Here is an 11,187-nt window from a genome sequence, read left to right as displayed (position 1 = left end):
CCCCCCCCCCCCCCCCCCCCCCCCCCCCCCCCCCCCCCCCCCCCCCCCCCCCCCCCCCCCCCCCCCCCCGCCCCCCCGCCCCCCCCCCCCCCCCCCCCCCCCCCCCCCCCCCCCCCCCCACGGCTCCGGCAGCCCTCAGGTGAGGTCGAACTCCCCGTCGCGGGCCCCGAGCACGAACGCCTCCCACTCGGCCGCCGTGTAGCGCAGCACCGTGTCACGGTCCAGGGACGACCGCATCGCCACCGCGCCCTCGGGCAGCTTCGCGATCTCGACCCGCTCCTCGTCCGGGCTGGTCCCGGGCGGGCCCTGCCATTCGACGTCGCTGATGTCGAGCGCGTACAGCTCGTCCTTCTCCTGCTGGGTGCCCATGATGCGGCCCTTCCCGTCGGTCGTGCGGTGCTGCTCGGTCTTCGCAGCCGATTATCTGCGCAAGCCGGCCGCCCGGGGCCGTTTCCGCCGTAAACGAAACCCCGGGCTCCGGCCGCGGCCGCCGGCCGCCACCGGTCACAGCCCCGGCATCCGCCCCAGCTGCACCAGCGAGGTCCCGCGCCGGCGCGAGACGTAGTGGCCGCGGCCCGGAGGCATCGGACGGGGCCGGGCCGAGCCGAGCAGGTCGCCCTCGGACGGATCGCCCGACAGCACCACGCCCTGCGCCCCCAGCTCCTTGATCCGCTGCATGAACGGCTCGTACATGGCCCGCGAGGCCCCCGCCGAACTCCGCGCGATGATGAACCGGACCCCGGTGTCGCGGGCGAACGGCAGGTACTCCACCAGCGGGGCCAGCGGATTGCCCTGGCTGGTGGCCACCAGGTCGTAGTCGTCGATCACGATGAACACGTTCGGGCCCGTCCACCAGCTGCGGTCCCGCAGCTGCTGCGGGGTGACGTCGGTGGGCGGCTGGCGCCGCGAGAACACCCCGCCCAGCGCCTCCATGTGCGTCTGGAGGGAGTTCGCCATCGGCGCGTACTCCAGCAGGTGCTCCTCCGGCAGCGCCCCCAGCAGACCGCGCCGGTAGTCCCCGACCACCAGCTTCGCCTGCTCCGGGGTGTAGCGCTCGGCGATCTGCCGGGTGATCAGCCGCAGCAGGTTCGTCTTGCCCGACTCGCTCTCGCCGAACACCAGGAAGAAGGGGTCCGACTCGAAGTCGACGAACACCGGCTCCAGCGCCGTCTCGTCGATGCCGATCGCGATCCCGCGCTCGGGGAACTCCCCGCCCTTGGGCAGCTGGTCGGCGCGCAGCAGCCGCGGCAGCAGCCGCACGCCCGGAGCCGAGGGGCCCGACCAGCCCGACCGCACCGCCGCCACGAACTCCTCCGTGGCCTGCGAGAGGCTGTCCGCCTCGTGCGACCCGTCGGTGCGCGGCAGCGCGCCCAGGAAGTGCAGCTTCTCCGGCACCTGCCCGCGGCCCGGCATCCCCGTCGGGACGTTCGCGGCGACCTTGCGGTCGAACTCGGAGTCCATGACGTCGCCGAGCCGCAGCTCCAGCCGGCCCAGCATCTGGTCCTTCAGCGCGGCCCGCACCTCCATGTACCGGGCCGCGGTCACCACCACGTGGACGCCGTAGCCCAGACCGCGGGAGGCGATGTCCGTGACCACCTGATCCAGGCCGTCGTACTCGCTGCGGAAGCCGCCCCAGCCGTCGATGATCAGGAACACGTCGCCCCACGCCTCGCCCGGCAGCTCGCCCGCCGCCCGCTTGCGCCGGTAGGTGGCCATCGAGTCGATCCCGTTCGACCGGAAGAACTCCTCGCGGCGGTTCAGGATCCCCGCCACCTCCGCGACCGTGCGCCGCACCCGCTCCGGATCCAGCCGGGAGGCGATCCCGCCCACGTGCGGCAGCTCCGCCACCGCCGACATGCCGCCGCCACCGAAGTCCAGCCCGTAGAACTGCACCTCGCGCGGGGTGTGCGTGAGCGCGAACGCCGAGATCAGCGTCCGCATCAGCGTCGACTTGCCCGACTGCGGGCCGCCGACCACCATCATGTGGCCCGCCGCCCCCGAGAAGTCCCGGTAGAGCACCTCGCGCCGCTGCTCGAAGGGCTTGTCGATCAGCCCGAGCGGCACCACCAGCCCGCCCGGCCGCGTGTAGCCCTCGGCGTGCAGTCCGCGTTCCGCCGACGGCGCCAGCGCCGGCAGCAGCTGGTCCAGCGAGGGCGCGCGGTCCAGCGGCGGCAGCCACACCTGGTGCGCCGGCACCCCCTGCCCCTCCAGCCGTCCCACGATCACGTCGAGCACCGTGTCCGCGAGCGCGTCGTCCGCCCGCTCCGGCCCCGCGGCCACGTACGCCGGGTCCGGGGCCGCGTACACCACCGGCACCGGAGCCGCCGTGAACAGCACCGGCCGCCGCTCCACCGGGAACGGCCCCATCGACAGCTCCCGCCCGCCCGAGCGGTAGACGCCCGAGACGTACGCCGCCTTGAACCGCGTCATCTCGTCCGTGCCGAACTTCAGGTAGCCGGAACCGGGCACCGACGGCAGGTGGTACGCGTCCGGCACGCCGATCGCCGTCCGCGACTCCGCCGCCGAGAAGGTCCGCAGGCCGATCCGGTACGACAGGTACGTGTCCAGGCCGCGCAGCTTGCCCTCCTCCAGGCGCTGCGAGGCCAGCAGCAGGTGCACCCCCAGCGAACGGCCGATCCGGCCGATCTGGATGAACATGTCGATGAAGTCGGGCTTGGCCGTCAGCAGCTCGCTGAACTCGTCGATCACCAGCACCAGCGAAGCCAGCGGCTCCAGCGGGGCCCCGGCCGCGCGCGCCTTCTCGTAGTCGTGGATATTCGCGTAGTTGCCCGCCGCGCGCAGCAGCTCCTGCCGGCGCTGGAGCTCGCCGCGGATCGAGTCGCCCATCCGGTCGACCAGCGTCAGGTCGTCCGCCAGGTTGGTGATCACCGCCGCGACGTGCGGCATCTGGCCCATGCCCGTGAAGGTGGCGCCGCCCTTGAAGTCCGCGAGGACGAAGTTCAGCGTCTCCGAGGTGTGCGTCACCGCCAGCCCCAGCACCAGCGTGCGCAGCAGCTCCGACTTGCCCGAACCCGTCGCCCCCACGCACAGGCCGTGCGGGCCCATGCCCTCCTGCGCGGCCTCCTTGAGGTCCAGCATCACCGGCGTGCCGTCCTCGCCCACACCGATCGGCACCCGCAGCCGCTCGCCGGCCGACCTCGGCCGCCAGGTGCGGGAGACGTCGATCGAGGCCGCGTCGCCCAGGTTCAGCAGATCGGTGAAGTCCAGGTTCGCCAGCAGCGGCTCGTCGTCGTCCCCGCCGCCCGTCCGCAACGGCGCCAGCTGCCGGGCCAGGGCCTCGGCCGCCGGCAGCGACAGGCTGTCCGGCACCCCCTCGTACGCCACCCCGGCGCCCGACTCCAGCCGCAGCCGTCCGGGCCGCACCACCACCGACAGCCCGCCGCGCGGCTCGTCCAGCTCGCCCGCGACCACCTCCACGATGGTCACCCCCTGCAACCCCTCGGCCGCGGCGAACACCGAGTCGGGCGGCACCAGGCCCCCGTCGAGGACCACCACCAGGTGCGGCTGGTCCAGCACCGGCGACACGTCCCGGCTGAACCGCGGACGCCCCTCCAGCCGGGACCCCAGCAGCCCCTCCAGCTCACCCAGGTCGTCACCGAACAGCCGCTTCGTACCGGCCCCGTCCACCTGCCCGGGCACCTGCGTGTGCGGCAGCCACTTCACCCAGTCCCACGAGGGCGCCGCCCCCGGCGCCGCCACCACGCCGACCACCAGGTCCTCGGGGGAGTGCAGCGTCGCCAGCTGGGCCACCAGCGCCCGCGCCGCCCCGCGCACGGCCTCCGCCTCCCCGGACACCGTCACGTGGTAGAACGCCCGGATCGACACCGCCACCGGCAGCCCGTCCAGCGAGGAGTGCACCTTCAGGAAGCGCTGCATCGCCCCCGCCGTCAACGGCTCCAGCTCGTCCACCGGCGCCGTGTCCGGAGCCACCAGCGGGGTCGCCAGCCGCTGCGCGCCGAGCCCCAGCCGGGCCTGCCCGAAGTCCGCGTCGCCCACCCGCCGCTCCCACAGCCGCGAACCCTCCGCCACCACCGACCACAACTGATCCGGCGCGGGGTGCAGGTACAGCTGCGCGTCGCGCTGCGCCCGCGCGGTCCTGCGGACCTGACGGCGCGTCTGCGCCAGGTACTTGAGGTAGTCCCGGCGCACGTCGGCCATTTGCCCCTGTGTACCGCGCCGGTGGCGCACCAGCTGGGCCACGACCATGCCCACCGTGGACACCAGCATCAGCACGCCCATGATGCGCATGAACGGCGCCGCACCCGGCATGAAGAAGAACACCACCGAGGAACCCATGCCCAGCATCGGCAGGAGCTGCATCAGCATCCCCTCCTGCTGCCCCCGCGGCAGCTCGGGCGGGGACTCCAGCCTCAGCTCCTCCGCGGGGACTTCGGGCGGCAGCGACCGGGGCGGGCGCTTGACGACGATCTGGCTCACCGGAGCATCAATCCCTCGAAAACGGACGGGACGCCGCGACCGCCGCCCCAACTCCCGGGCCCCGCTGGCCACTCCCGCACCCCCGCGCCCGGACGCGACCGTGATCCTACTTGCCGCCGCTCCCGCCACCGCCGGGTAGGGTGGCGCGCGCACCAGGCGCATCCACCCATGCGCATCCGCGAATCGGCCGCCCCGAAGGGCGCCAACCAGGGGGGTCACACAGGTGAGTACGGCCGAGGCGACCGGATTCTGCAGGGTCACGGTCGTGGCCCCGGACAGCCGGATCGACGTCGCCCTCCCCGAGGACATCGCGGTCGCCGACATCTACGCCGAGCTGCTGCGCCTCACCGGCCAGACCCAGCCCGTCGGCGCCCCCACCGGCTTCCACCTCGTACGCCGCTCCGGCACCGTCCTCGACGGCGCCCGCACCCTCGCCGCCCAGCAGGTCCTCGACGGCGAGGTGCTCAGCCTGCGCCCCTTCGCCGAGTCCCTCCCGCCCGCCGTGTTCGACGACGTCTCCGACGCCGTCGCCTCCGCCGTCGTCCGCGACCGCCACCGCTGGAGCGACGACATGCTCCGCGGCGCGGGCCTGGCCGGCTCCGCCGTCCTGCTCGTCCTGCTCGGCTTCGTCCTCTGGTACTCCGACCCGGTCCGCCACGACATGCACGGCCTGCCCGGGATCATCGCCGGCTCCGTCGGGGTCCTGCTCACCGCGGCCGCCGCGGTGCGCGCCCGGGTCTACCGCGACCGGGGCTCGGCCGCCGCCCTCGGCCTCGGCGGACTGCCGCACCTGCTGATCGCAGGCTCCGGCATCGTCGCCGTCGCCCCCGGCCAGGGACCCGGACGGCTGCAGTTCCTCCTCGGCTGCGTCTGCGTCCTCGTCGCCTCCGTCGCCCTGACCGCGCTCACCCCGCACGGGGACGCCCCCTTCGTCGCGGCCACCTTCCTCTCCGCGACCGGCACCCTCGCCACCTTCGCCGCCATCGGCACCGGCGCCTCCGCCACCGCCACGGCCGCCGTCTGCGCCCCCGCCGCCATCGGGCTCGTCGCCTTCCTGCCCGGCCTCTCCGCCCGCTTCGCCCGCCTCCCCATCGGCTACGCGGCCCCGCAGAGCGCCGCCCCCGACTACGAGACCCCCGACCGGCACGAGAGCGACCCGTACGGTGACCGGCCCGGCGACGGCCGCCCGGACCAGGCCGGCCCGGTCGACGCCGAGGCCGTCGCAGCCCAGGCCCGCCGGGGCCACGAGATGCTCCTCGGCCTGGTCGGGGGGTGCGCGGCCGTCACCGTCGGCTCCGCCGCCGTCCTCGGTTTCTCCGACAACACCTGGGGCCGCCTGCTGGCCCTGGCCACCGGCCTGGCCGTCCTGCTGCGCGCCCGGCTCTTCCGCTACACCTCGCAGGTCGTGTGCGCCCTCGCCGCCGGCCTCGCGGCCACCGCGCTGCTCGTCCTCGGCCTCGCCCTGCACCCGCCCGGCGACCTGATGGCCGAGTTCGCCCGCCACCACGACCGGGCCGGCCTGGAGCTCCGTACGATCTGGCTGTCGGCCGCCGTCGCCGCCGGCGCGGCCCTCCTCGCGGGAATCGCGCTTGTCATCCCCCGCAAGGGCCTGTCACCCTTCTGGGGAAGGCTGCTCGACCTCACCGAGGCCGCGGTACTGCTCAGCCTCGTCCCGCTGGCCCTGGCCGTCCTCGACGTCTACGGCCGTGCCCGCTCGCTCACCAGCTGAGACGGCGGGACCCGGCAGCCTGGTACGCTGTGTGACGGCCGTTTGTGTACGCGCCCCCGGAGACCTTCTGGGGACTGCGCTCAGCGGACCCCGCCTCCCGAGTCACGGAAGCTCCCCAGAGAATTCGACCTGGGGCACTCGGTGGCCACGAAGACCCATACGAGGAGTAAGCGTGCCGCTCGACGCCGCTACGAAGAAGCAGATCATCGCCGAATTCGGTGCCAAGGAGGGCGACACCGGCTCTCCCGAGGTCCAGGTCGCGATGCTGTCCCGCCGCATCTCTGACCTGACCGAGCACCTCAAGACCCACAAGCACGACCACCACTCCCGTCGTGGTCTGCTGATCCTGGTCGGCCAGCGCCGCCGCCTGCTGCAGTACCTGGCCAAGAAGGACATCCAGCGCTTCCGTACGCTGGTCGAGCGCCTCGGCATCCGCCGCGGTGCGGCCGGCGCCAAGTAAGCACACTGTGAAGGGAGCGGTTCCCACACCGATGGGGCCGCTCCCTTTGCCGTACGTGCGCGACGTACCCGACGCTTTGTAGGCTGGGACACAGCGCACAACTGAAGAGGAGGAGCGCCCTCCCTACGCCGCCGGTCCTCGGTAGTGGCATCCGGAAAACCCCCGTGGATGGGGCCGAGAACCGGGTGCTTCGATCGAAGACCGGCCCGCACGCCAGGAGCGCTTCTCCGCAACCGTCCCCCACCACACGGGTGGCCGGGCGGACGTCCTCCACCACACGGGTGGCGGACGAGACGACGAAAATGGAGAAAACGCTAGTGGAGAACGAGACCCACTACGCCGAGGCCGTGATCGACAACGGTTCCTTCGGCACCCGCACCATCCGCTTCGAGACGGGCCGCCTGGCCCGCCAGGCCGCCGGCTCCGCCGTCGCCTACCTGGACGACGACACGATGGTGCTCTCCGCGACCACCGCGTCGAAGAAGCCCAAGGACCAGCTCGACTTCTTCCCCCTGACGGTCGACGTCGAGGAGCGGCAGTACGCCGCCGGCAAGATCCCCGGCTCCTTCTTCCGCCGCGAGGGCCGCCCCTCCGAGGACGCGATCCTCACCTGCCGCCTGATCGACCGCCCGCTGCGCCCCTCCTTCAAGAAGGGCCTGCGCAACGAGATCCAGGTCGTCGCCACCGTCATGGCGCTCAACCCCGACCACCTGTACGACGTCATCGCGATCAACGCCGCGTCCGCGTCCACGCAGCTGGCCGGCCTGCCCTTCTCCGGCCCGATCGGCGGCGTCCGCGTCGCGCTGATCAAGGGCCAGTGGGTGGCCTTCCCGACGCACACCGAGCTTGAGGACGCCGTCTTCGACATGGTCGTCGCCGGTCGCGTCCTGGAGGACGGCGACGTCGCGATCATGATGGTCGAGGCCGAGGCCACCGAGCGCACCATCGCCCTGGTCAAGGGCGGCGCCGAGGCGCCGACCGAGGAGATCGTGGCCGCGGGCCTGGAGGCCTCGAAGCCCTTCATCAAGGTCCTCTGCAAGGCCCAGGCCGACCTGGCCGCCAAGGCCGCCAAGCCCGAGGGCGAGTTCCCGGTCTTCCTCGACTACGAGCAGGACGTCTACGCCGCCCTGGAGCAGGCCGTCCGCGGCGAGCTGGCCCAGGCGCTCACCATCGCGGGCAAGCAGGACCGCGAGGCCGAGCTGGACCGCGTCAAGGACATCGCCGCCGAGAAGCTCCTCCCGGCCTTCGAGGGCCGCGAGAAGGAGATCTCCGCCGCCTACCGCAGCCTGACCAAGGCCCTGGTGCGCGAGCGCGTCATCAAGGACAAGGTCCGCATCGACGGCCGCGGCCTGACCGACATCCGCACCCTGGCGGCCGAGGTCGAGGCCATCCCGCGCGTGCACGGCTCGGCGCTGTTCGAGCGTGGCGAGACCCAGATCCTGGGCGTCACCACCCTCAACATGCTCCGCATGGAGCAGCAGCTGGACACCCTCTCCCCGGTGACCCGCAAGCGCTACATGCACAACTACAACTTCCCGCCGTACTCCGTCGGCGAGACCGGCCGCGTCGGCTCCCCGAAGCGCCGCGAGATCGGCCACGGCGCGCTCGCCGAGCGCGCGATCGTGCCGGTCCTGCCGACCCGCGAGGAGTTCCCCTACGCGATCCGCCAGGTGTCCGAGGCCCTCGGCTCCAACGGTTCGACCTCCATGGGCTCGGTCTGCGCCTCCACCATGTCGCTGCTGAACGCCGGTGTGCCGCTCAAGGCCCCCGTCGCCGGCATCGCCATGGGCCTGATCTCCCAGGAGATCGACGGCAAGACCCACTACGTCGCCCTCACCGACATCCTCGGTGCGGAGGACGCCTTCGGCGACATGGACTTCAAGGTCGCCGGCACCAAGGAGTTCGTCACCGCCCTCCAGCTCGACACCAAGCTGGACGGCATCCCGGCCTCCGTCCTGGCCGCGGCCCTCACCCAGGCCCGCGACGCCCGCCTCCACATCCTCGACGTGATGATGGAAGCGATCGACACGCCGGACGAGATGTCCCCGAACGCCCCGCGGATCATCACCGTCAAGATCCCGGTGGACAAGATCGGTGAGGTCATCGGCCCCAAGGGCAAGATGATCAACCAGATCCAGGAGGACACCGGCGCCGAGATCACGATCGAGGACGACGGCACCATCTACATCGGTGCCGCCGACGGCCCGGCCGCCGAGGCCGCCCGCTCCACGATCAACGCGATCGCCAACCCGACCATGCCGGAGGTCGGCGAGCGGTACCTGGGCACGGTCGTCAAGACCACCACCTTCGGTGCCTTCGTCTCCCTCATGCCCGGCAAGGACGGCCTGCTGCACATCTCGCAGATCCGCAAGCTCGCCGGCGGCAAGCGCGTGGAGAACGTCGAGGACGTGCTCGCGGTCGGCACCAAGGTGCAGGTCGAGATCGCCGAGATCGACCAGCGCGGCAAGCTCTCCCTGGTCCCCGTGATCGAGGGCGAGGACGCCGCCGAGGCTGACAAGGACGACTCCGACAAGTGACGTCGCGTAGTTCCCGTGTGACGGCCCGCCCCTCTTCGGAGGGGCGGGCCGTCGCCCGTACCCAAACCCTCCTCAAGGGCGAGAACGGCATCGGCACCGTCCGCCGCACCGTCCTCCCCGGCGGACTGCGCGTCGTCACCGAGACGCTGCCGTCCGTGCGCTCCGCCACCTTCGGCATCTGGGCCAACGTGGGCTCGCGCGACGAGACGCCGGCGCTCAACGGAGCCACCCACTACCTGGAGCACCTCCTCTTCAAGGGCACCGCCAAGCGCACCGCCCTCGACATCTCCTCCGCGATCGACGCGGTCGGCGGCGAGATGAACGCCTTCACGGCGAAGGAGTACACCTGCTACTACGCCCGGGTGCTCGACACCGACCTGCCGCTGGCCATCGACGTGGTCTGCGACATGCTCACCGGCTCGCTGATCCGCGAGGAGGACGTCGACGCCGAGCGCGGGGTCATCCTCGAAGAGATCGCGATGACCGAGGACGACCCGGGCGACATGGTCCACGACCTCTTCGCCCAGACCATGTACGGGGACTCGCCGCTCGGCCGCCCCGTCCTCGGCACCGTCGACACCATCAACGCCCTCGGCGCCGACCGGATCCGCCGCTTCTGGAAGAAGCACTACGACCCCACCCGCCTGGTCGTCGCCGCCGCCGGCAACGTCGACCACGCCAAGGTCGTCCGCCAGGTCCGGGCCGCCTTCGAGAAGGCCGGCGCGCTGAAGGACACCGACGCCCGGCCCGTCGGCCCCCGCTCCGGCAGCAAGCGCATCCGCACCGCCGGCCGCGTCGACCTGGTGAACCGCAAGACCGAGCAGGCCCACGTGGTCCTCGGCATGCCCGGCCTGGCCCGCACCGACGACCGCCGCTGGGCCCTCGGGGTGCTGAACACCGCCCTCGGCGGCGGCATGTCCTCCCGGCTCTTCCAGGAGGTCCGCGAGAAGCGCGGCCTGGCCTACAGCGTGTACTCGTACACCTCCGGCTTCGCCGACACCGGCCTCTTCGGGGTCTACGCCGGCTGCCGGCCCAGCCAGGTCCACGACGTGCTGCGGATCTGCCGCGACGAGCTCGACAAGGTCGCCTCCGAGGGACTCACCGACGAGGAGATCCGGCGCGCCGTCGGCCAGCTCTCCGGTTCCACCGTCCTCGGCCTGGAGGACACCGGCGCGATCATGAACCGCATCGGCAAGAGCGAGCTGTGCTGGGGCGACCAGATGTCCGTCGACGACATGCTGTCCCGCATCTCCGAGGTGACCCCGGACGACGTCCGCGAGGTCGCCCGGGATGTACTGGCACAGCGGCCCTCGCTCGCGGTGGTCGGCCCCCTCAAGGAGAAGCAGGCGGCCCGGCTGGACGAAGCGGTCGCCTAGTCCCTTACGGAGTGAAGGAAACAACATGAGCAAGCTGCGCGTGGCGGTCCTCGGCGCCAAGGGCCGGATCGGCTCCGAGGCCGTCAGGGCCGTCGAGGCCGCCGGGGACATGGAGCTGGTGGCGGCCCTCGGCCGGGGCGACAAGCTGGAGGCGCTGGCCGACGCCGGGGCCCAGGTCGCCGTCGAGCTGACCACCCCCGACTCGGTGATGGACAACCTCGACTTCCTCGTCGGCCACGGCATCCACGCCGTGGTCGGCACCACCGGCTGGAACGAGGACCGCCTCGGCCGGCTGAACACCTGGCTGTCCGGCTCCCCGGAGACCGGGGTGCTCATCGCCCCGAACTTCTCCATCGGCGCCGTCCTCACCATGAAGTTCGCCGCCCAGGCCGCCCGCTACTTCGAGTCCGTCGAGGTCGTCGAGCTCCACCACCCGAACAAGGTCGACGCCCCCTCCGGCACCGCGACCCGTACGGCACAGCTCATCGCGGCCGCCCGCGGGGGGGGGGGGGGGGGGGGGGGGGGGGGGGCGGGGGGGGGGGGGGGCGGCCCCCCCCCCCCCCCCGGGCCAGGGCGACGGCGCCGATCGCGGCGGCGGTCCTACGGTTCGCGAGCATGGTGTATCCC

The 11,187-nt window shown here is 72.7% G+C and carries 7 protein-coding genes; 5 read left to right on the top strand and 2 right to left on the bottom strand.

Features of this window, described 5'->3' with window-relative positions:
* Positions 1 to 135: 135 nt before the first annotated feature.
* Positions 136 to 369 (bottom strand): DUF397 domain-containing protein, encoded by a 234-nt coding sequence (locus WDV06_RS33780; RefSeq protein WP_007266914.1) that lies wholly within the window; start codon positions 367 to 369, stop codon positions 136 to 138.
* A gap of 135 nt (positions 370 to 504) precedes the next feature.
* Positions 505 to 4,458: a type VII secretion protein EccCa gene (gene eccCa / locus WDV06_RS33775; RefSeq protein WP_395513638.1), complete on the bottom strand. Its 3,954-nt coding sequence runs from the start codon at positions 4,456 to 4,458 to the stop codon at positions 505 to 507.
* Positions 4,459 to 4,681: 223 nt separating this feature from the next.
* On the opposite strand from eccCa, the gene eccD reads away from it, so the two are divergent.
* The 5 genes from eccD to WDV06_RS33750 all read left to right on the top strand — a co-directional run.
* Entirely contained in the window at positions 4,682 to 6,187 is a 1,506-nt protein-coding gene (gene eccD, locus WDV06_RS33770) for a type VII secretion integral membrane protein EccD (protein WP_395513637.1), read from the top strand.
* Between the two features lie 172 nt (positions 6,188 to 6,359).
* Positions 6,360 to 6,647, top strand: coding sequence for a 30S ribosomal protein S15 (gene rpsO / locus WDV06_RS33765; RefSeq protein ID WP_007266917.1), 288 nt, complete (start codon positions 6,360 to 6,362; stop codon positions 6,645 to 6,647).
* Positions 6,648 to 6,964: 317 nt separating this feature from the next.
* Positions 6,965 to 9,184, top strand: coding sequence for a polyribonucleotide nucleotidyltransferase (locus WDV06_RS33760; protein WP_395513639.1), 2,220 nt, complete (start codon positions 6,965 to 6,967; stop codon positions 9,182 to 9,184).
* Positions 9,181 to 10,560, top strand: a complete 1,380-nt coding sequence (locus WDV06_RS33755; protein ID WP_395513636.1) for a M16 family metallopeptidase — start codon at positions 9,181 to 9,183, stop codon at positions 10,558 to 10,560. Before WDV06_RS33760 ends, WDV06_RS33755 begins: the two co-directional genes overlap by 4 nt.
* A 25-nt stretch (positions 10,561 to 10,585) precedes the next feature.
* A partial coding sequence (locus WDV06_RS33750) for a 4-hydroxy-tetrahydrodipicolinate reductase (protein WP_395513635.1) occupies positions 10,586 to 11,187 on the top strand: 602 nt, incomplete at its 3' end.

It is taken from the genome of Streptomyces racemochromogenes (genome assembly GCF_044129415.1).
GTDB lineage: Bacteria > Actinomycetota > Actinomycetes > Streptomycetales > Streptomycetaceae > Streptomyces > Streptomyces racemochromogenes_A.
This window is presented reverse-complemented; position numbering and strand designations above follow the sequence as displayed.

What these genes read in the sequence shown, in the direction of transcription:
- WDV06_RS33780 (WP_007266914.1), bottom strand. Translation starts at nt 369, where the DNA reads ATGGGCACCCAGCAGGAGAAGGACGAGCTGTACGCGCTCGACATCAGC.